The 201-nt window shown below is 27.4% G+C and carries 1 pseudogene; it reads right to left on the minus strand.

Features of this window, described 5'->3' with window-relative positions:
- Positions 1-201: pseudogene (locus AACQ14_RS24195) on the minus strand (hypothetical protein); the annotation flags it as partial.

Genomic DNA, 201 nt, shown 5'->3' on the forward strand with positions numbered 1-201 from the left:
CTCTCCATAATCATTAATTCGTTTTCCCTCAACATTAGATTCTTCAATGTAACCATCTAAGTTATGTATTTCTTTTTCTAAGTTCATTGTACATTCATCAAATACAAGTGTTTCCATGGATATATTATTATTTTGAATAATTTTAGCTTGAATTTTATCACTTGTTTTCTTTTCTGTATTAGCTGTTGCCTCGTTTTCTTT

The sequence above is a fragment of the Vallitalea maricola genome (assembly GCF_036985595.1).
GTDB lineage: Bacteria > Bacillota > Clostridia > Lachnospirales > Vallitaleaceae > Vallitalea > Vallitalea maricola.